This is a genomic window from Spirosoma jeollabukense, from assembly GCF_054777855.1.
This window is the reverse complement of sequence record NZ_BAAHAD010000002.1, coordinates 945043-965507: the sequence shown is the minus strand read 5'-3', so window position 1 is coordinate 965507 and position 20465 is coordinate 945043. Positions and strand designations below refer to the sequence as shown.

Sequence of the window (20465 nt, the reverse complement as noted above, 5' to 3'; positions counted from 1 at the left end):
TCTCAAAATATATCTAAAAGTTCTAACACAGAGCGCACAGAGTAAAAAGGAGGAGGTACACAGAGGATTTCTTCTTCATCTCTGTGTACCTCCTCCTTTTTACTCTGTGCGCTCTGTGTTAGAAACGCTAATATTTGTATTCAGGCAATTCATGGTTGGTTTCCTGACGTAGTACCCGATCATACTTTGTCCGATCAAATTCACCTTCATTGTTGGCGATGAAGATGGTGGCGACGGTATTGCCAATGATGTTCGTGATCGATCGCGCTTCCGACATAAACCGATCAACGCCAAGCAGTAAGGCTAACCCTTCTACCGGAATAACCTTGATCGCGGTCATTGTGCTGGCCAGCACAATGAAGCCACTGCCCGTTACGCCCGCTGCGCCCTTGGACGTAATCATCAGAATGCCAATGATGGTCAGTTCCTGGCCGATTGTCAGGTCGACGCCGAATACCTGCGCCAGAAATATTGTAGCCATCACCAGGTAAATAGTTGTGCCATCAAGGTTAAATGAATAACCCGCCGGAACCACCAGCCCCACCACCGAACGGGAACAGCCCAGTGTTTCGAGCTTGTCCATAATCTGCGGCAACGCCGACTCCGACGAGGACGTACCAAGTACAATCAGTAGTTCTTCCTTTATAAATTTCAAAACTGCCCATAAGCTGATTTTGTAGTAGCGCATGAGCAGGTTCAGGATCACGAAAATGAACAGAAACATCGTTGCATACACCGTTCCCATCAGTTTGGCGAGTGGGAGTAACGTACTGAGTCCGAATTTACCAATGGTAAACGCCATCCCACCGAAAGCCCCTATAGGAGCCAGTACCATCACGACACCCAGAATATTGAAGAACACTTTCGACAAACGCTCGAAGGTCAGGATAAGCGATTTTCCGGCATCACCCATGCGCGTCAGGCCAACGCCGAAGAGGATTGAAAACACCAGTACCTGCAAAATATCACCATCGGCAAACGCCTTGACGGCATTGCTCGGAACGACGTGCATGAAAAATTCCGTCCAGTCCATCTCGGCCCCCTGCTCCGCATATTTGCTGATATCTCCGCCTTTCACGGCGGCCGTCTGCACACCGTCGCCGGGACGAATGACGTTGGCCAGGATAAGCCCGATGGCCAGCGCGCCCGTCGTCACAATTTCAAAATAGAGCAGCGCTTTCCCCCCTACCCGACCAACCTTTTTGAGGTCGCCCATATTGCTGATTCCCAGCACGATGGTCAGGAAAATGATGGGCGCAATGACCATCTTGATCAGGTTGATGAAGAGGTCGCCTAGCGGTTTGAGTTTCGCCGCGGTTTCGGGAAAGAAGTACCCGGTCAGAATACCAAGCGTAATGGCGATGAGTACGCGGACGGTGAGGTTGTTGAGGAAACGCACGTAGTTCGAAGGTTATGATACGCAGTATACGGTTTTCGCCCGAGAATCCAGCACATTCAGGCTGAAAACCGTATACCAGGTGATCCTCCTCCGGAAAACCAGTTTATACCCTGCTCAGATCATCGTCACAACCTGATGCTTGATCTCCCGAATCCGGTCGTTGAAATGCAGACTTGGAAAATCTATATGCGGAACGAGCGTTGCCTGTAGGAAACCCATGACAGTCTCATCATGCGGAATGCGCTTGCCCGTGAGTACGCTCACGTACTTAGACGTCACCCAGAGCACATTTTTGAGGTGTGTTTTCCCATCGTCGGTCATAATGTATTCGGTCACGGTGGTATCCTCGTTGAAGTAGATTAATCTCGACATGATACGTACCCATTCACTCACCTGAGCGGGTCGGACGTAGGCAATCTGGTGCTGATAAACGACCCAGCTTGTTTTCAGTTCATGGAATAGTTGCCCTGGATTGAAATCATAGAGCTTGGCAGCCTGATCTTCCCGGGCGTTAAAGTAATAGTCGAAGTATTTAGCATTGTTGAGGTGCTGCAACGGGTCGCAGTCCTGAAATCGAATAATCACCCGCGATTCGGTTTCGGTTGGGTAACTACGGTTGGGATCTCGTTTAAACATCTTTGAACCGGGATTTATTTGATTGAAATGATTTGTATGATCTTATCAAAAATTAGTGCAATAAAGTAGCGTACCTAGGAACTTACAGCAAGTATAATCCCGAAAATCATTTCAATCACAGGAATCCCGGTTTCAGACAATTTTCCCTCATCTTTACGTTAGTACAAAAAATCAATGGTTTAATCTAAAATAGAGGATTTATGAAACGCGTCCATTATCTGCTACCCTTATTTTTCCTGATCATTACGTTGACAGCCTTTGCACCCGCTGATGACTCTGAGGCCGTAGTTGGAACGTGGCTGAATGGCACTAAAAAAGGACACGTAGAGATCTACAAGAAAGGAGGCACGTATTTTGGCAAGCTCGTCTGGTTAGGGCAACCCACCGATCCCGCGACGGGCAAACCCCGAACCGATGAAAAAAATCAGGATGCATCCAAACGGTCGCGACCTTTAATGAACATGCCCTTGCTGTATAACTTTAAGTATGACGGCGGGAAAGTATGGACTGATGGAAAGATTTATAATCCTGAAGATGGCAAAGAATACAATTGCAAACTGACGCTCAAAGACCCAAATACACTCGAAGTGCGCGGGTACGTTGGCATTTCGCTATTGGGCAAAACTCAGGTGTGGACAAGGGTGAAATAAGTTTTTGGTTTACCGTTTTCGGTACGAGCCTCTACCGCAGATCAGAATACCGAAAACCGTAAACTAAAACCTACAATTATGCAGACGTTAATTATTGGCGCTGGCCCGGCGGGATTGGCGATGGCCGGACAGCTTGCCCACCGAGGCCTACCCGCAACGGTGCTGGAAGCCAGCGATCATATCGGCTTTTCCTGGCGCAATCATTACGACCGACTTCATCTGCATACCGTTAAGCAATACTCGGCACTCCCCCATTTCCCGTTCCCCAAAGACTATCCCCTTTACGCGTCTCGCCTACAGTTTGTCGAGTACCTTGAACGATATGCCGACCATTTCAAGATCAGGCCACTCTTTAACCAGCCCGTTAGCAGCATCCGTCAAAACGCCGATCAGACGTGGGAAGTAAAAACGAAAACCGATACGTTCACGGCCGGCCGGGTTGTTCTGGCAACGGGCTATAACCGCGTACCCAACAAGCCGGAACTGCCGGGCCAGCTCAACTTTCGGGGAATCATCTGGCATAGTCACGAATACCGGAACGGCGCCCCTTTCCGACATGAGAACGTATTGATCGTTGGTATGGGCAACACGGGTGCCGAGCTGGCGCTCGACTTGCTGGAGTACGAGGCAACCCCATTTATTTCAGTGCGTAACCCCGTCAATATCATTCGGCGCGAGGTTTTTGGCAGACCCACTCAATCTACCGCTATTTTACTGAGCAAACTTCCCAACTGGCTGTATGATCTGATAGCCGGATTTTCGCAGCGACTGACCGTGGGTGACGTATCGGCCTATGGCTTGGGCAAACCCGCTCATCCGCCATCCTATGACTCCCGCCGGGGCAAAACACCCGTGATTGACGTCGGTACGCTGGACCAGATCAAAGCGGTGAACATTACGGTTGTTCCGGGTATTAAGCACATCAACGCGAAAACTGTTACGTTCACCGACGGGCGAGAACTTCCCTTTGAGGCCATTATTCTGGCAACGGGCTACCGACCGGGCTTGACGGCTTTGCTCGGTGATACGCTGGAAGCTAAAATCCCGAGCGAGCGAGGCTATCCGAAAAGCCTTTGGTTCAACAATGCAGCGCTGAAAGGTTTGTATTTTTTAGGATTTTCGGTACCTACAACTGGGGTTCTTCATGCCCTCACCCTCGACTCGGAACGTATCGCCGAACATATTTCTGAAAACAATTTCATCCCCGCATAGTTCTATTTGTGTATTTGCAATAAGCTCATAAAACATTCAACGGTATAAACACTACGATCATGAACGAGACAACAATCAAAGGTGGCTGGAACGAACTGAAAGGTAAAATCAAACAAGCTTATGGCGACCTCACCGACGACGATCTAACGTACGCTGAAGGGCAGGAAGACGAAATGTGGGGCAAAATCCAGCAGAAGACAGGAAAAACCAAGGACGAAATAAATAAAGCGGTTGCCGACATTTAAGCGACCAATTCAACCAGTTTCTGATTCAGAATTTTCAGATTGCTAATCGGAGCTATAGAATTTACCTCTTTAAATCGGGGAATCGATTGATAGAAAAAGCCGGAGCTCAAGTTTCCGGCTTTTTCGTTTTCTGGCTATTTTATCACATCGGTGGCTCCCAGCCTTTTTCGTATTGCCGACTCCACAGCTTCATGGCAGCAGCGTCGTGGATATGGCCATTTTTCGAATCAAGCGATAAGGGTTTGTTGGTGCGGTAAGCGATGTTCGCCAAATGACACAGCAGCGTGCTTTTGGCACCTTCGTCAATCGTGGATGCCTGCTTAGCCTTCCCCCGAACAGCCTCAAAGAAATTCACGATGTGGCGGGTCGTCATATCTCCACCCCCGCCCAAAGCCGTACCCGCTTCTGATCCTTTTGACTTACTATCTTTGATGGCTTTGCCGTCGCGATCAAACAGGGTGTAGCCATTTCGGTCTACATATACGGTACCCTTGGTGCCGTAGATATAGGTCCCTCGATCGCTGCCAAATGTTTTTTGTCCATTTCGGCTGTTGCCATCCCACTTGATGATTTTATTGCCCGGAAAGCGGAACGTAGCATCCATCGTATCATAGACTTCCCAGCCATCTTCCGGGAAATACCGCTTGGCAGCCTCCACACTGACAAATTCGGGGTATTCAACCTGTAGTGCCCACCGGGCTACATCCAGTTCATGAGTAGCGTTATTTCCGGCTTCGGCAGTCCCGTACAGCCAGCCATACCAGTGCCAGTTGTAATCCCAGGTTTCGGAAGTGTACTCCCGGCGCGGGGCCGGTCCCTGAAATAACTCCCAGTCGAGGCCATCAGGCACGGCAACCTTCTTCTGGTGAGGCACTTCGCCCCGGGCACTGGCATAAAAGGCAACGGCTTTGTAGGGCGCTCCGATAACTCCATTATGAATCTGACCGATAATGTCGAGGGTTTCGACGGAGGACCGCTGCTGATTACCCATTTGAATAATTTTGCCGGATTTTTTCTGAAGGTCGATCAGAATTTCACCCTCGCGGGGATTGTGGCTGCACGGCTTTTCGACGTACACATGCTTGCCGCCCTGCACCGCCAGCCACGTGCCGGGCGCATGCCAGTGATCGGGCGTAGCGTTGATCAGCACATCCACGTTTTTGTCGGCGATGACTTTGCGAATGTCGTTTTCCAGCTTTGGCGTATACGTAATGTGTTTGGAAAATTTCTGAACCGCGGCTTCCCGCTGTTTCTTCATGACATCGCACAAATACACCAGCTCGACGTTACTGTCTTTTCGCCCAATTGGCTCATAGTAGGCTCCCAACCGCCGACCCAATCCAGCAATCGCTACGTTGAGCCGCTCATTGGCTCCGATTATTTTAGCATAACTTTTCGCCGACATCCCATTCGCCAGTCCGCCAATGGTGATGCCCGCCGTGCCTAAGGCTGCTTTTTTAATAAACTCTCTACGCGAATTTTCCATCTCAGACTGTATTTCATTAATTACCAATTCAATCAGGCTTTGCGTTTACCTGACTTTGTGGCATCGCAAACGCCCTTAAAATAACCTACCGATTCAGCAATACCGGCTAAAGGGTCTTTCATATCCTTTTCATACTCCAGGCTGCAACTGCCGTCGTATTTTATTTTCCGTAGCATACTCACGAAGGCGGGAATGTCGATCACCCCCCGACTAAGTTCGCAGGTTTTCCCCTCCTTCGAAGCGGCCGTTACGTTCTTCAGGTGAATATCGAAAATTCGTTTGGCATATTTTTCCAGGTCCGCAATGGCATCATCCCCAAAGCGCGTATCGTGGCCCATGTCGAAGCAAAGACCAACGCGTGGGTCTAAATTTTTAACGGCATTCATGACCGACGTAGCATTTGGCCAAAGCTTAATATCGGGACCGTGAATATGAATGGCGTACCGCATATCGTACTCTTTCACCTTTTTGTCGACATAGGGCAACAGCTCTTCATTGGGCACGCCCACGATGAGTTTTACCCCAACGCGTTTCGCATAATCGAAGCCATTGTCGATTTCCTGCTCCGTTTTCATGTAGATCGGCCCAACGCCATAACCCGTCACACCCGACTGCTTCAGCTTTTCATGAAAGGCGGCAATTTGCTCGGCGGTACTGGCATAGGGAAGATGAAAATCCTTGATACACAAGTAGTGTACATCAACTTTTCGCATCATCTCCAGCGATTGATCCAAATTGAAATTGACGAACGAAAAACCCGCCATCCCCAACTTAAACAAGTCGTCGCCAGCGACTTTACTGGATTCTGGTGCGGCCACTGAAGCGACGGCCGGAGCCATGCTGGCCAGTGCTACGGAACCACCTGCCTTTTTAAGAAATGTTCGTCGTGTAGTCATTAAATGTACCGGGAAAGTTATCAATTGTTACCACTCAAAAAACCTGAAGCCTCCTTTTCTACTCCCATTAGCTGTATAGTATCCTGTCAAAGCAACACACTATTGTCCAAACACATGGAATGAGCAGGGCGCAATTTGTAACTAATTGATAAAATAGATTTATTATAGTGAGTTGCAATTTCATGAACCATCAGCCTAAAAACAAGTCCATTTATACCGACCATGGGCGTGCCGAGATTTTCTTTCAAACGATTAATCTCGACCATTATCTGACCAAATACCTGAGTGATCTCAACAAACCAGATGACAAACGATTTCATCGACTAACCTTCAGCGAAATCACCAAGGTGTTAAGCCAGGGAAACGTTCTGATTGAGAAATAGGCTGATACAAAGAAGAAGTGTTTCGCTATTTCGTTTTATGAAGGACGTTACTACTGCATCGTCTTCTACTTGGAGAAACGGGAAGATTGTGATAAATTGTTGGCTATAATTATTACTTGTTATGCCACAAACAACAAAGACATCCACCAACGGTACGAAGCCTACAACCAAAAATCTAAAATCACCTTTAGACGATGAACTGGGTGTAAACGAACCTTATCTAAATCCAGAGCCTGATTTCGCAACAATGATGATGCGCGTTGATGGCAAATATTATAAGTTTGATGCTGAGGGGAATCCATATCGATTCTATCCACCCGGTTTAAGGAAACCCCGCCCGAAAGCCGAACCAAAATCATAGCCGGAGCCAGACACGCCGGCTTTTTTATGTCTAAAAACAACTGCCTCATTTATCTTTTTTGCCGCTTCGCCGAAACAGGCAAATTCGACGAGTAAAAACCCATTTCCTTTGGGCATCCATTCGACACAATCATGAATCGGTTTGCCTGTATCAGCCTATTGTTTTGTTCACTCAATGCCACCGCCCAAACGGTTGTGTCGACCGTGCAGGAAGCGCTGGTGCTGGCTCGTCGGCAGAATCCGGAGTTGGTTAATGCCCGGCAAAATCAGGTGGTGCAGGCGCAACAGCGAACCGCTACCCGCGCGACGCTCCTGCCCCAGGCTCGCTTCTTTACTAATTTCGATTACAACTTCGCGCTCCCGGTTCAGTTGGTTCCCGCCGAATTTCTAGGGGGCAAACCGGGTGAGTTTCGTTCCCTGCAATTTGGCCTTCCGTACGTACTGGCTTCTGGTGCCGAGGTAACCGTTCCCATTATCAATCGGCCCGTGCGTGCCGACCTGGGTATTGTTGAACAGAACCTACGTATCGCCGACCAGCAGACACTGGTTTTACAGGATGAACTGTCGACCCAGACAGCCCGCGTTTACCATGCTGTACTCCTGACCCGGTCGGCCATTGGGATCACGCAACGCAATCTTTCAGCCGCCGATACACTCACGCAAATTGCCCATGACCGGTTGGACAAAGGGTTGATTGAGCCGCTTGAATACAACCGGATTCGCTCGGTACAACTAACAACCGCCGACGTACTGTACCAGAATGAACTGGCTTACATCCGCAACCTGAATCAGCTTAAACTGATGCTGGGGTTAACGACGACCGACAGTCTGGTTTTGTCGGAAGATCTGGCAAAGCGACCTAATGGAATCCTCGTTCCTGCTACGTCTGTTAACCTTGTCGAGCGGCCACAGATAACGCTCCAGCAGGCCCGGATCGAATTATCCCGCTTGCAGCTCAACCGCGAACGCCTGCAACGCTGGCCTACTCTATCGGCATACGCCCGCTTTACGGAGCAGGCTCAACGTAGTGAAATCAACTTCCTGAGTACAGGTCAGCCCTGGTATCAGATTGGCGTGACAGGCTTGCAGTTCAACTGGTCGATTTACTCGGGAGGGTTACGGAATAGTAATATCGCCCGCGCCCGGCTCCAGCTAAAACTGGCGGAATCGGAATTGGCCTACGAACGTAACAAACAGCAGACCGATGCCGAAGACATCCGGAATACGTATAATCAGGCCGTTCGCTCGCTGGATCTGAATCGTCAGAATTACGAACTCAACAGCCAGAATGTACAGATCGCCTTAATTAAATACCGATCGGGTTTATTCGCTTACGATCAATACCTGAACGTATTCAACGAAGTTTTGACGGCACAGAACCGCTATCTGAATAACCTGTCGAACGTGTTTATCAATCAGACAATCTTACAGATACGAAGTGGGCAATAAAAAGTCGATAGTCGTCAGTCTCTGGTCATTAGTAGCTGACGACTATCGACTATCGACTACTATGAAAATAAAACTATCCCTATTTTTACTAATTGCGCTATTTAGCGCAGGCTGCAAACGTAGCACCGACGGTACGTCGCCTGCCTATCGGGAGTTGACCGAAGCGGTGTATGCGTCCGGCAATGTTTACCCACGCAACGAATACACCGTAACGGCCGATGCCCAGGGCGTGTTGCAACAGCGTTTGGTTAATGAAGGCGACTCGATTCGCCAGAATCAATTGTTATTTGTGCTGGAAAGCGCCACCGAGAATGCCCGCCAGCAGGCAGCAGCCAGTGCCTATCGCCAGTCGCGGGCGAACCTGGGCGCAAACTCGCCCGTGCTGGCCGAACTGGAAGCGCAGCTCCGTAACGCCCGAACCCAACTAGCCAACGATTCGATCAACTACAATCGGTTCAAAGAGTTATACGGCCAAAACGCTACGTCCAAAGCCGAACTGGAGAAGGCCGAACTGAATTATACGCTGTCCCGCAACAACCTCCGCGCGCAAACCAATACGTTCCAGCGCAGCCGGGATCAGATTCGGCTCGACGTCGAAAATAATCGCAGTCAATTGGTAACCAGTGAAGTAGCGGGCCGTAACACACGCATTCGCAGTTTCGTGGATGGCAAAGTATATGAGGTTTACAAAGAACCGGGTGAGGTGGTAAAGCCGGGCGAGCAGTTGGCCTTAGTGGGAAGCGGAAAGCAACTTTATGTTCAGTTAGCCGTCGATGAAAGCGATTTTGGTCGAATTCGGGTGGGACAGGCGGTTATCCTGAAAGCCGATGTGTATCCCGATAAAGTTTTCAAGGCCCGCGTCAGTAAGATTTATCCGAAACTCAACCGTACTGATCAGTCGTTTCGGGTCGATGCCGAGTTCGTTGGCGAACGGCCTGCCTCCTACTACGGTCTGACGGTGGAAGCCAACATCATTATCAGCCAGAACCGGCACGTACTGACCATTCCAAAGTCCTATATTTTTGGTAACGACAGTGTGTGGGTCGATCAGGATGGCAAGAAGCAAAAAGTAAAATTCCAGAAAGGCGCTGAAAACTTCGACCTGGTTGAAGTGAAAGGTGGCCTGAATGAAAAGTCAATTTTAGTGAGTAACGAATAATAGTTAAACACAGAGTAACGGAGAACTCACGGAGTACACAGAGAATCTCTATCCTATTTCTGTCAACTCAGTGCACTCTGTGCATTTCTCTGTTACGCTGTGTTTAAGAAAAAATATGGACCTTCATATCGCTTCTCAAATTGCCAAAACGCACCTGCTGGCCAAGAAACGTCAGACGCTCGTTGCCATGCTTGGCGTTACGTTCGGGATTGCCATGTTCATTACTATGATCTCGTTTATGCAGGGCGTCAACCAGTTTCTGGAAGATTCGGCGCTGGATGCCAGTCCGCACATCCGGTTGTACAACGAGGTGAATACGCAACGAAAAGGGTTGATCGAACAAATCTGGCCTAACCATTTCAACGTCATTTATCACCAGAAGCCTAAAGATGAACAGGCACGAATTAAAAATGGAATGGCCATTGCCGAACGTATCGAAAAGGAGCCGGGGGTATTAGGCGTGTCGCCCCAGGTAGCAACGCAGGTGTTCTACAACAACGGCCCGATTCAACTATCCGGAACGATTGCGGGCGTTGACATCGAACGGGAGAACCGACTCTACAATCTCGAATCCCGGCTTAAATCAGGCAAGCTCAATACGTTGAAAACCAATCCCGATGGATTAATTATGGGCACCGTACTGGCCCGGAAACTCAACGTCCAGGTGGGCGACAAAGTAACGGTGACCATCCCCAAAGGCGGCACCCGCATTCTGCGGGTGGTGGGCACGTTCGGGTTCGGGGTGGGCACGGTAGACAACACAAAGAGCTATGGAAACCTGTCAACGGTGCAGGAAATTCTGCAGAAAGACCCAAGCTACATCACCGACATTCACATCAAAATGATTGATCCGTTGCAGGCCATTCCGTTTGGCCAGAAACTCCGGGCGATGTATGGCCACTACACCGAAGACTGGGCGACGGCTAACACGGCCATTCTGGCGGGCGAAAAAATCCGGAATATGCTTACCTACGTCGTATCGATTACGCTGCTGGTCGTGGCGGGTTTCGGGATTTACAACATTATGAATATGACCGTTATCAACAAAATCAAGGACATCGCCATCCTGAAAGCAACGGGATTCGAAGGGCGCGACATCATCGCTATTTTTCTGTTGCAGGCCATATTCATTGGATTCTCGGGTGGTTTGTTAGGCCTGGGCATTGGATTTGGCTTGAGTTATCTGCTATCCATTACGCCGTTCGACGCGGGTGATTTTCTGAGTATCAAGACATTCCCCGTCATTTTTTCGGGTAAGTACTACGTTATGGGACTTCTGTTTGGTGTTATCACGACGGTGCTGGCTGGCTATTTTCCCTCTCGTAAAGCTTCGCAAGTCGATCCCGTTTCGATTCTACGTGGATAAGTCTTGATGTATGATATAGGATGTATGATTTATGTCCTGCCTCATACATCCTATATCATACATCATGCATATGCAAACCGTTCTTTCCGCTCAGCACGTCAATAAATACTTCTACGACCCGGAGAAATTTCGGGTGCTGAACGATGTTACGTTTGAGGTACAGAAAGGTGAATTCCTGTCCATTGTGGGCAAATCAGGATGCGGTAAATCAACGCTGCTGTATTTGCTTTCGACAATGGATACCGACTATGAGGGCACTATCGAGATGGCCGGTACGTCGCTGAGAGGACGCAGCCAGGATTTTTTGTCGCACTTTCGAAATGAGCATCTGGGTTTTGTGTTCCAGTTTCACTTCCTGTTACCTGAGTTCTCGGCCTTGCAGAACGTAATGCTGCCGGGCCTGAAACTAGGTAAGTACTCCGAGAAGGATGTGCAGGAACGGGCTATGGAAAAACTGCGGCTCATTGGCATGGCCGATTTTGCCCGCAAACCTGCCAGTAAACTCTCGGGCGGGCAGCAACAACGGGTGGCCATTGCCCGCGCCCTCATCAACGACCCGACCATCATTATGGGCGACGAACCAACGGGAAATCTGGATCGGGCCAATACCGAAAATGTCTTCGATATTTTTCGCGATCTTGCCGGTAAAGGACAGACCATCATTACGGTCACCCACGATCCCGATTTTGCTGACAGAACCGACCGGGTCATCGAAATGTCGGACGGCATGATCATCGCCAGCCATGAAAATAAAGTTTAACAAATACGTCGAGATCCTGCTGTTATGGATAGCGCTGGGGGGTATTGTAGCCCGGCAATGGCTTATCCCGGGTATCTCCTGGCAACGGCAGGCCCTGCTCTTCGTTATGTCGTTTCTGGTCTTCAATTTTATCTGGATCTTTCATTTTCGATTCAATGAATGGCTAAACCGACGACTTCCTTTCGAGAAAAATGTTCGCTGGCGCATCGTTGTCCAACTACTGGGCGGCTGGAGTATCGCCAAAACCATTATCTTCCTGGTTGGCTATACCGTTGTTACGTATGTGGTTCCTGAAGTGTTGACCCAGATCAATAAATTCACGATTATCATTATCGCTCTGTTGATTTTTATGGTCAACACGGTAATGGGCTTAGGTTTCATTGCCAGCCATTTATTGAAACGTTGGCAGGAAAACTCCCTCCGGGCCACTCAGTTGGAAAAGGAAAAAGTACAGGTGCAGCTCGCCAGTCTGAAAAACCAGATCAGCCCGCATTTTCTGTTTAATAGTCTGTCGTCGCTGGATAGCTTGATTGACGATAATCCCGCGCTGGCCCGGCAGTTTCTGCAGCAGTTATCAAAAGTCTTTCGCTACGTATTGCAGCATAAGGAAAAGGCGTTAGTACCGCTGGAAACTGAACTGGCCTTCATTAAAAACTACGTATCGCTCCTGCAAACCCGCTTCGATGGTGCTTTTCTTGTCATCTGCAAACTGGATGAAGATGCGCTGGAACAGCAGATTGTGCCTGTTACGCTCCAGATCCTAATCGAAAACGCCATAAAACATAATTCTATCAGCCAAACGCATCCGTTAACCGTGACAATTAGTAATAATAATGGTTATCTGGACGTAGCAAATCCAATTCAGCGCAAACGACAGGTAGAAACGTCAAATAAGCAGGGGTTAGAAAACCTGAAATTATTGTATGGCTACCTGAGTCCAAAACCCGTTAAGATTGACGAAACTGAAACAGTTTTTCGCGTCCGGATCCCGCTGCTACACGTACAGGGAAGTCTGGTATCGACTCCGCGCTAAATGAACTTACACAGGCTTTTTAGTCTTAAAAACAAATGGAACTACTCGTCACGGCAGCCATCATCGGGTATATCATTTACCTGCGCTACTACGCGGATTTGCGGAGTAAGTCGGAGCAGGATTTCGAAAAACTACAGGTTGGCATCAAGCTGTATACAAGCGGACAGTTCGATGATGCGCGGGTGTTTTTTGAGCAACACATTCAGCATGAGCCTACATCCAGCGTGGCTTATCTGTATCTGGCCCGTTGCTATCGGGCGTTGGGCAACGTATCATTGGCGGCTACGGCCTTAAAAACGGGCGAAAGCTACGACGATACCGTAGCGGACCTGCATCTGGAAATGGGACAGGTTCTGCTGGATCAACAGGACTACAATGGCGCATTTCTGGAGTTCGACAAAGCAGTATTCCATTCAAAGGGAACCCAGGCCGATGCCTACCAATGGCGCGGTATGGCTCGGCAGAAACTCCATCAACCTACAGAAGCGCAACAGGACCTGGAACGCGCCAGTACGCTCCAGCAAACCCAGGACGCTACGGAATTCGTAACCGACCCCAGCCAGGATGCATTTTTCAACCGCAAGTTCATAAGCCATGCCCTACTGATTCTGGTCAACAGCGCCATTCTGCTGGTTGTCATAAAAAACGCAACCGTTATCCACCTCCCCTACTTACTGGCTGCCGTTGCCGCGACGGTAATTGGTTTTCTTGAACCGAAAAAAGGCTGGGCGCTGGCCATTTTACAGGCATCGACGCTCTGGCTTGGCTATACGTTTTTCACCACAACTCCTCAGGCAAGTGGTGCCCGCGATCTGGAACACTTTGGCCTCTATGGTTCCATGATTTTAACGTTCATTGGCAGTTTTATCGGCGGAGTACTCAAACGCCAGTTAGCACGCTGAGTCAAGTGTTTATCTAGACCCTGACGGGTCTAATGCCATTCAATTAACCGACGTAGTAGCCGTCCTTCGTCGCCTGTATACTTTCCGGTGGAAGCAGGCGGTTTTTTCAGACCTGATCTTCCCGATGCCCATTAAACAAACCAGGCGCTAAAATACGCTTCCATTTGCTTCTCAGTCTATATTGACCGTTCTTAGTGTATTGACGGCGCGCCCGCTATAGTTAGGTATGAACCTTCTTCGATACATCCTCTTTCATGAAATATTTCTGCACTCTGCTGCTGCTGCTGACGGGCGGGAAAACAGCCCTGGCCCAAATCCCAAAAATAGACAGTTTAAATCGGCTTATCAGTCAGGCTAAAACCGATACGGCACGGATTAATCTGATCAATGCAAAAACGGCGCTACTCACTCAGGTAAATATCGATTCATCCATTAGCCTGGGACTCAAAACGATTGAACAGGCCAAACGTATTAATTATAAAAAGGGAGAGGCTGATGCCCGAATGCGCCTGTCGTACAGCTATAGCCTTAAAGGCAATTATGCAGTGGCGAAAGCCAATCTAAAACGGGCCGAAGCGCTTTCCTTAACTGATTCCGCTCAGTTAATCCGGGTCTACAGTAACTATGGCGCTACGTATGGCATGCAAAGCAAATACGATAGCTCTATTGCCTTTCTGGAAAAAAGCAGGATTATGGCCGAGCGACTGGCGGATTCGTCGGCACTGCGTAGAATCTATATGAATATCGGCATTTCCTACAGCATGCAATCGAATCTGCCCCAGGCCCTGCAATACCTGCAAAAGTCGCTGATCATCGCTGAAGCTCTGCATGATATAGGGGCACAGGCTTTCTCGCTGGTTAACATCGCCAATACCTATAAAACGATGGGCAACGTGAAAGAATCTGTGCAAACGTATCAGAAAGGCCTCAGGTTAGCGAAGCAGGAAAGCTTCAAGAACGTTGAGCTGAACGCTTACGCCAACCTGGCAGATATTTACGATGAGATGCATGATACTCAAAAAGCGTATGAAACAGCCATCAAAGCGGCTAGTCTGGCCAAAGAAATTGGGGATGATGGCATGCAGGCCACCAGTTTAGCCAAGGCCGCGAAAATGCTGGCGGATCAGAAAAAGTTTACGCAGGCGGCTCCCCTGATCAAACAAGCCATTACCATTGCCGATGCGTCTAATCAACCCCTCAATATCCACCAGGCCTATTCGAATATGGGCTACATTCTTAAACAGCAGAATCGCTGTGGACAAGCCATTCCCTTCTATGAAAAAAGCTTTGCCGTTCTAAAAGAGACGGATATATATGACCAACAGACCGGAGAGAGTTATCAGGAATTGGCTGCCTGTTATGAACAGACCGGCAATTACCCCAAAGCGCTGGCGGCCTTCAAAAAATCGGCGGCCATTGCCGATTCAGTACGTAGCAAAGAGAATGTGCAAAAAACCACTGAACTCACCATGACCTATGCCTTCGACAAGAAGCAGCAGTTGGCCCAGGTTGAACAGCAAAAACAGAATGTGCTGGCCGAAGCCCGCCAACGGGCGTTACTCTGGGGGCTGGGCTTTGTGTTGCTGCTGGCCGCTGTCAGCTTCTATGCCTACCGTTCGAAGCAAAAAGCCAATCTCCTCCTCCAGTTTCAGAAACAGCAGCTGGAAACACAGAAACTACAGCTAGAGGATCAGAAGCAGCAGTTACAAGCCACGCTCACCCAGCTCCAGACCACCCAGCGCCAACTGCTCCAGGCCGAAAAAATGGCCACCATGGGCAAGCTCACCAAAGGCATTGTCGACCGCATTCTGAATCCCCTCAATTACATCAACAACTTCTCCCACACGGCTCAGGAACTGCTCCAGGAAACACAGACGATCACTCAAAGGCACCAGGACACTTTTTCGGCTGATGAGCAGGATGACCTGGCGACTACCACGACGATGCTGGAACAGAACCTGACCAAGATCCACGAGCATGGCAGCAGCACCGCCCGTATCCTGCAGGATATGCAGAAACTGCTCAAGGAGCGCTCGTCAAGCTACGTCCTCATCGACCTCAATCCTTACCTGGCAAAGCAGATTGACATCTGTTTCCCCAAAGCGCTGGCAAATTACCCCTCCCTGCCTATTCACCTGGATCTACAACTGGCACCTCAGCCCCTTCCAGTGAGTTTATTACCCTATGAATTCAGTGAAGTGCTGGCTAGCCTGGTCGATAACGCCTGCTATGCCCTGGCTGAAAAGTGTCGGCGAGTGAAAGGCTTTGAACCTCGACTCGACGTGAGCACAGCCCTGGTCGATGATCAGGTGCGGCTCCAGGTGCGGGACAATGGCCGGGGCATTCCTCCTAAAGAAGTCAGCCAGTTGTTTAGTCCCTTTTTCACCACCAAACCTACGGCCAAGGGCACAGGGCTGGGTTTGTACATGAGCAAAGACGTAGTGGAGCATCTACAGGGCCAGATGCAGATCGATTCCGTCGAGGATCAGTACACGCAGGTGACCATTCTGTTGCCATTGAAATCGGCATTGGCCACTGCCTAGCGCAACAGAAAATCGTGTTGGCTCATACCAATCCCACAACCGAGGGCGGGTATATTCCCTGACGGCGTAGAGCAACGGAGTTTATTCGTTGTCACTGCATTCTTTTGTATTTCGGATTCCTAACTGAGCTACTTTTACAGCTTATCGAAAGAGAGTACCCGATTACTAAAAGATAGGCAACGTATGACTGATAACGAACTCATTTTCAAGATAAAAAAAGCGCTTGAACTCCTGCACACGCATGACTACTGGTTGTTGAAAAACGATTTAAGCGAGCAGAGTATTTCCCACAAACTGGCCGAACACCTGCAACGGTTGATTCCTGACTATAATGTCGATTGTGAGTACGATGGTGACATTGATTCTATCAATTGGAAACAAAAAATCACCTTCTTAAAAGGCAAATTAGAGACAAAACTTCTAAGTGAAAACAAAGTCCATCTACTCGATCATGAGCCGATTGAAAGAGCGGTATTTCCCGATATTATCATTCATCACCGGGGGACGAACACGGGCAACGTATGCATTATAGAGATCAAGAAAAGTACCAATAAAACCTCGTTTGACTATGACCGCATTAAGCTGGAATCGTATACATCAGCCATTAACGGCAAAAACTTAGGCTATCAGCTTGGTGTATTTATCAATTTCCAGACCGGCCAGGATGTGTTGAATGAAACGATTCTATATTTCAAAAACGGGGAAGAATTCCCGTTGCCTCAAAAGCTGGATGTCTGAGTACTGTTTTTGCCGTTATTGACACTAGCAAATGTTCTCTATTTCATTGACAGTTAGCTTATTAGTAACAAGCATGAATCCTCTTTTGATACGTACCATTCATGAAAAATCTCGGTACCCTGCTCCTGCTACTGGCAAGTCTGGAATTGGCCCAGGCCCAAAACCCCAAGATCGACAGTTTGAATCGGCTTATCAAGCAAGCCAAAACCGACACGGCACGAATCAATCTGGCTAACCAAAAGATTAGAATATTTACCCGTATAAACATTGATTCGGCCATCAACCTGGCCCTCAAAACGATTGCAACAGCCCAGCGACTACAGTATAAACAGGGTGAAGCCGCGGCTAGAGTGCGTCTGGCGTTTAACTATAGCGCCAAGGGCAACTATGCAGCGGCTAAGCAGAATCTGAAACTGGCCGAAGCGCTGTTTAGCTCCGTAAATGATTTGACTGAACTGGCCAATGTATATGGCACCTATGGCAGTGTGTATGGGATGCAGAGTAAATACGACAGTTCCATTATCTTCTTGGAAAAAGGGAAGGCAATGGCCGAGCGGAATCACGATACAACTACCTTAAGGACAATTTATTCGAATCTGGGAATTGCCTATGAAATGCAATCGAACCGACCCCAGGCCCTGCGGTATCTTCAAAAGGCCCTGACCATCGCCGAAGCGCAGCATGACCTAAGTGGACAAGCGTACACGCTGGTTAATTTGGCCAATACTTATAACACAATGGGTAATCGGAAAGGATCTGAACAAGCTTTCCTGAAAAGCATTCGCTTAGCTAAACAGGAAAGCCTTAAGAACGTGGAGTTGTACGCCTATTCCAATCTGGTAACTGTTTATAATGAGATGCAGGCCCCCATAAAAGCCTACGAGACTAGTATGAAAGCTGCGACTCTGGCCAAAGAAATGGGCGATGATGGCATGCAGGCTACGGCCTTATCAGGAGCGGCCAAAATACTGGCGGATCAGAAAAAGTTTGCGCAGGCGGCTCCCTTGATCAAACAAGCCATCATCATCGCTGATGGCTCCCATCAACCCCTTAATATCTATCAGGCCTATTCGAATATGGGCTACATCCTCAAACAACAGGATCGCTGCGCCCAGGCCATTCCCTTCTATGAGAAAGGCTTTGCGGGTCTGAAAGCGGCCGATATTTATGATCAACAGACGGGGGATAGCTATAAGGAACTAGCCGCCTGCTATGAACAGACTGGCAACTTCCCTAAAGCCCTGGCTATCTTTAAAAAATCGGCTGCTATCTCTGATTCAGTACGTAGTAAACAAAATGTGCAAAAGTCCACCGAACTGAGTATGACCTATGAATTCGACAAAAAACAGCAGATCGCTCAGGCCGAACAGCAAAAACAGAATGTGCTGGCCGAAGCCCGGCAACGAGCTTTACTCTGGGGATTGGGCTTTGTGTTGCTGCTGGCCGGGCTGAGCTTTTATGCCTACCGGGTCAAGCAGCGGGATAATACGTTGCTGGAAGCTCAAAAACAGCAATTACAGGAACAGAAAGACCTACTCGAAGAGCAGAAGCAGCAGTTACAAGCCACGCTCACCCAGCTCCAGACCACCCAGCGCCAACTGCTCCAGGCCGAAAAAATGGCCACCATGGGCAAGCTCACCAAAGGCATTGTCGACCGCATTCTGAATCCCCTCAATTACATCAACAACTTCTCCCACACGGCTCAGGAACTGCTCCAGGAAACACAGACGATCACTCAAAGGCACCAGGACACCTTTTCGGCTGATGAGCAGGATGACCTGGCGACTACCACGACGATGCTGGAACAGAACCTGACCAAGATCCACGAGCATGGCAGCAGCACCGCCCGTATCCTGCAGGATATGCAGAAACTGCTCAAGGAGCGCTCGTCGAGCTACGTTCTGACCGATATCAATCTTTATTTGACGCAGCAAATGGATACGTCGTTCAAAAAAGCGTTAACTACGCATAGGCCCACCGTGCCCATCAAATTAAACGTAAGTCTGGCCCCTCAAGCGCTCCCGGTAAATTTATTGCCCGTTGAGTTTGGTGAAGTGCTGGATAGTCTGATCGATAACTCGTGTTATACCTTAGTGGAAAAGTGTCGGCGGGTGGCGGGGTTTGAACCCCGGCTGGAGGTGAGCACGGCCGTGATCGACGATCAGGTGCAGCTTCAGGTGCGGGACAATGGCCGGGGGATTGCCCAAAAAGAAATAGCTCAGCTCTTTAGTCCTTTTTTCACTACAAAGCCCACGGCAAAGGGAACAGGACTGGGCTTATACACGAGTAAAGAAGTCGTGGAGGAGTATCTTCAGGGTCAGATGCGGATCAATTCGATCGAGAATGAGTACACCCAGGTGACCATCCTGCTACCGCTTAAGCCTACGTTGTTAACCCCAGCGGCCTGATAGCCATGACGATCCTGCTTATTGAAGACGAACCGCTTATTGCCCGCCAACTCCAGAAGTTAGTACGTCAACTGGAGCCGAGTGCTGTTATTGACGGACCGTTAGCAAGCGTGCAGGCTGTTTGCGATTATTTCAGCGGACTTCGAGCGGCTGGCCACCCTTTACCCAACCTTGTTATCTCGGATATTCAACTCGCCGATGGGGTGAGTTTTGAGGCATTTCGGCAGGTAAATTTAAGTTCTCCTATCATTTTCACAACGGCTTATGATGAATATGCCATCAGAGCGTTTAAACTAAATAGCCTCGATTACTTACTGAAACCGATTGACCCCGAAGAACTTAAAGCGGCTCTGGCTAAATACCACCGCTGGCTATTGACCGATACAGCCGGTTTTGGTGAACAGTTTCGGCATTTTCTACATCAGATGGCCGAACAAACACCGTCAATCCAGTATAAACGTCGATTCACAGGACATCACCTCCGGCAAATCATTTCGGTACCGCAGGAGCAGGTAGCCTACTTCATACGTAACGAACTAATTTACCTGCATACCATTGAGGGAAAGAAATTAGTAACCGATTACAAAACGCTGGATGAGCTCGAAGATCTGGTCGACCCAGCCTGTTTTTTTCGCGCCAATCGCCAATGCCTCGTCTATCTCGACGCCATTGCAGGTTACCGACCTTACGACAGCAGCAAACTACAGGTACTCCTGAAAAGTCCGAACGAGGCTCTCGAACTGATCGTCAGCAAAGAGAAAGCCAGCGCCTTCAGGAACTGGGTCGAAGGATAATAGTATCCAATATAGCTACCGTTTATCCTAAATTTTGATAAGCCAC

19 protein-coding genes are annotated in these 20465 nt (G+C 48.9%); 15 read left to right on the top strand and 4 right to left on the bottom strand.

Annotation, left to right across the window (positions count from 1 at the left end):
* Positions 1 to 127 precede the first annotated feature (127 nt).
* Positions 128 to 1399 (bottom strand): dicarboxylate/amino acid:cation symporter, encoded by a 1272-nt coding sequence (locus ACYVEA_RS12390; protein WP_461113735.1) that lies wholly within the window; start codon positions 1397 to 1399, stop codon positions 128 to 130.
* A 114-nt stretch (positions 1400 to 1513) separates the two neighbouring features.
* Positions 1514 to 2035, bottom strand: coding sequence for an acyl-CoA thioesterase (locus tag ACYVEA_RS12385; RefSeq protein ID WP_461113734.1), 522 nt, complete (start codon positions 2033 to 2035; stop codon positions 1514 to 1516).
* Between the two features lie 200 nt (positions 2036 to 2235).
* On the opposite strand from ACYVEA_RS12385, the gene ACYVEA_RS12380 reads away from it, so the two are divergent.
* The 3 genes from ACYVEA_RS12380 to ACYVEA_RS12370 all read left to right on the top strand — a co-directional run bounded on the left by ACYVEA_RS12380 (position 2236) and on the right by ACYVEA_RS12370 (position 4142).
* Complete coding sequence (locus ACYVEA_RS12380) at positions 2236 to 2685, top strand: DUF2147 domain-containing protein (protein WP_461113733.1); 450 nt, start codon at positions 2236 to 2238, stop codon at positions 2683 to 2685.
* A gap of 78 nt (positions 2686 to 2763) precedes the next feature.
* A complete protein-coding gene (locus ACYVEA_RS12375; RefSeq protein WP_461113732.1) occupies positions 2764 to 3897 on the top strand; it encodes a flavin-containing monooxygenase in 1134 nt (377 codons plus the stop codon).
* Positions 3898 to 3956: 59 nt separating this feature from the next.
* A complete protein-coding gene (locus ACYVEA_RS12370) occupies positions 3957 to 4142 on the top strand; it encodes a CsbD family protein (protein ID WP_093825190.1) in 186 nt (61 codons plus the stop codon).
* 142 nt (positions 4143 to 4284) lie between these two features.
* On the opposite strand, the gene ACYVEA_RS12365 is transcribed toward ACYVEA_RS12370, so the two are convergent.
* Together ACYVEA_RS12365 and ACYVEA_RS12360 are read right to left on the bottom strand one after the other, a co-directional pair.
* Positions 4285 to 5628: a Gfo/Idh/MocA family protein gene (locus tag ACYVEA_RS12365; protein WP_461113731.1), complete on the bottom strand. Its 1344-nt coding sequence runs from the start codon at positions 5626 to 5628 to the stop codon at positions 4285 to 4287.
* Positions 5629 to 5660: 32 nt separating this feature from the next.
* Positions 5661 to 6524, bottom strand: a complete 864-nt coding sequence (locus ACYVEA_RS12360) for a sugar phosphate isomerase/epimerase family protein (RefSeq protein ID WP_461113730.1) — start codon at positions 6522 to 6524, stop codon at positions 5661 to 5663.
* A gap of 182 nt (positions 6525 to 6706) precedes the next feature.
* Between ACYVEA_RS12360 and ACYVEA_RS12355 the strand changes: the two genes are divergently transcribed.
* The 12 genes from ACYVEA_RS12355 (at position 6707) to ACYVEA_RS12300 (ending at position 20419) form a co-directional block, all read left to right on the top strand.
* Positions 6707 to 6907, top strand: a complete 201-nt coding sequence (locus tag ACYVEA_RS12355) for a hypothetical protein (protein ID WP_461113729.1) — start codon at positions 6707 to 6709, stop codon at positions 6905 to 6907.
* A gap of 121 nt (positions 6908 to 7028) precedes the next feature.
* On the top strand, positions 7029 to 7268 hold the full coding sequence (locus ACYVEA_RS12350) for a hypothetical protein (protein WP_461113728.1): 240 nt from the start codon (positions 7029 to 7031) through the stop codon (positions 7266 to 7268).
* Between the two features lie 131 nt (positions 7269 to 7399).
* Positions 7400 to 8716 (top strand): TolC family protein, encoded by a 1317-nt coding sequence (locus tag ACYVEA_RS12345; protein ID WP_461113727.1) that lies wholly within the window; start codon positions 7400 to 7402, stop codon positions 8714 to 8716.
* 61 nt (positions 8717 to 8777) lie between these two features.
* Positions 8778 to 9875 (top strand): efflux RND transporter periplasmic adaptor subunit, encoded by a 1098-nt coding sequence (locus ACYVEA_RS12340; protein WP_461113726.1) that lies wholly within the window; start codon positions 8778 to 8780, stop codon positions 9873 to 9875.
* Positions 9876 to 9990: 115 nt separating this feature from the next.
* Positions 9991 to 11241 carry an ABC transporter permease gene (locus ACYVEA_RS12335; protein WP_461113725.1) on the top strand — a complete coding sequence of 417 codons (1251 nt, stop codon included), beginning with the start codon at positions 9991 to 9993 and terminating at the stop codon, positions 11239 to 11241.
* 70 nt (positions 11242 to 11311) lie between these two features.
* Positions 11312 to 12001, top strand: a complete 690-nt coding sequence (locus ACYVEA_RS12330) for an ABC transporter ATP-binding protein (protein ID WP_461113724.1) — start codon at positions 11312 to 11314, stop codon at positions 11999 to 12001.
* Positions 11985 to 13034 carry a sensor histidine kinase gene (locus ACYVEA_RS12325; protein ID WP_461113723.1) on the top strand — a complete coding sequence of 350 codons (1050 nt, stop codon included), beginning with the start codon at positions 11985 to 11987 and terminating at the stop codon, positions 13032 to 13034. The genes ACYVEA_RS12330 and ACYVEA_RS12325 overlap by 17 nt, the downstream gene beginning before the upstream one ends.
* 35 nt (positions 13035 to 13069) lie before the next feature.
* The gene (locus ACYVEA_RS12320) at positions 13070 to 13936 is read left to right on the top strand and encodes a tetratricopeptide repeat protein (protein ID WP_461113722.1); all 867 of its coding nucleotides are present in this window, start codon (positions 13070 to 13072) and stop codon (positions 13934 to 13936) included.
* 254 nt (positions 13937 to 14190) lie between these two features.
* Entirely contained in the window at positions 14191 to 16479 is a 2289-nt protein-coding gene (locus ACYVEA_RS12315; RefSeq protein ID WP_461113721.1) for a tetratricopeptide repeat protein, read from the top strand.
* A gap of 183 nt (positions 16480 to 16662) precedes the next feature.
* Positions 16663 to 17217 (top strand): hypothetical protein, encoded by a 555-nt coding sequence (locus tag ACYVEA_RS12310; RefSeq protein WP_461113720.1) that lies wholly within the window; start codon positions 16663 to 16665, stop codon positions 17215 to 17217.
* A gap of 101 nt (positions 17218 to 17318) precedes the next feature.
* Positions 17319 to 19625: a tetratricopeptide repeat-containing sensor histidine kinase gene (locus tag ACYVEA_RS12305; protein WP_461113719.1), complete on the top strand. Its 2307-nt coding sequence runs from the start codon at positions 17319 to 17321 to the stop codon at positions 19623 to 19625.
* A gap of 5 nt (positions 19626 to 19630) precedes the next feature.
* Entirely contained in the window at positions 19631 to 20419 is a 789-nt protein-coding gene (locus ACYVEA_RS12300) for a LytR/AlgR family response regulator transcription factor (RefSeq protein WP_461113718.1), read from the top strand.
* The last annotated feature ends 46 nt before the right edge of the window (positions 20420 to 20465 follow it).